General features: G+C 49.8%; 2 protein-coding genes. One reads left to right on the top strand and one right to left on the bottom strand.

What is annotated here, in order from left to right; all coding sequences use genetic code 11:
* Positions 1 to 194: exodeoxyribonuclease VII large subunit (locus ACTHUR_RS14485; RefSeq protein ID WP_440399272.1), on the bottom strand; the 194-nt coding region annotated here is incomplete at its 3' end.
* A gap of 181 nt (positions 195 to 375) precedes the next feature.
* Here ACTHUR_RS14485 and ACTHUR_RS14480 point away from each other — a divergent pair.
* The coding region (locus ACTHUR_RS14480) for a tetraacyldisaccharide 4'-kinase (protein ID WP_440399270.1) at positions 376 to 687 on the top strand (312 nt) is incomplete at its 3' end.

The following is a 687-nucleotide window of genomic DNA, read 5'->3' as shown; positions in this document are numbered from 1 at the left end:
CCCTTAAACATGGCGCAACGCACCTGCGCGCGGCTGTCTTTGAGCGAGAAATAATAATGTCCGCTGGCGGCACGGGTCAGGTTGGATACTTCACCGGCAATCCACAAGCCTGCAAGATGGTCTTCCAGCAAGGCTTTGGCGAGGGCGTTGAGTTCGGATACGGAAATGGAGGAGGGCGCGAAAAGTTCGGACATTGCGAAACAGGAAAAATTTAGGAAAGTTGAATTATAAGGGTTTTAGAGCGATTCGTTGTATTCGTTTTCATGAAACTTGCGCCCTTTGTTTTAATATTATCAAAGCTGCATGTTCAGACGGCCTTGTCTGGGCGGGCTTGTGTTATATTATCGTTTGATTTTCGCCTCAAAAGCCGTGCGTATGCCCAAACTCCACCAAATTATCGAACGCCATTGGCAATCCCCCAATCCGTTTTTGTCTTTGCTGCTGAAACCCTTATCCAAGCTGTTTGCCAAAATTGCGGCGAAACGGCGCGATGATTTTGTTTCAGGCCGTCTGAAAAGCGAAAAATTGCCAGTGCCTGTGGTGGTGGTCGGCAATATCCATGCAGGCGGAACAGGGAAAACGCCGATAGTCGCCGCGCTGGTGTCGGATTTGCAGGAAAAGGGCATTAAGGTCGGCATCATCAGCCGAGGTTACGGGCGCAAGAGCAAGGCGGTTCATGTATTGAAT

Source organism: Neisseria sp. P0021.S007, assembly GCF_051956855.1.
This window is presented reverse-complemented; position numbering and strand designations above follow the sequence as displayed.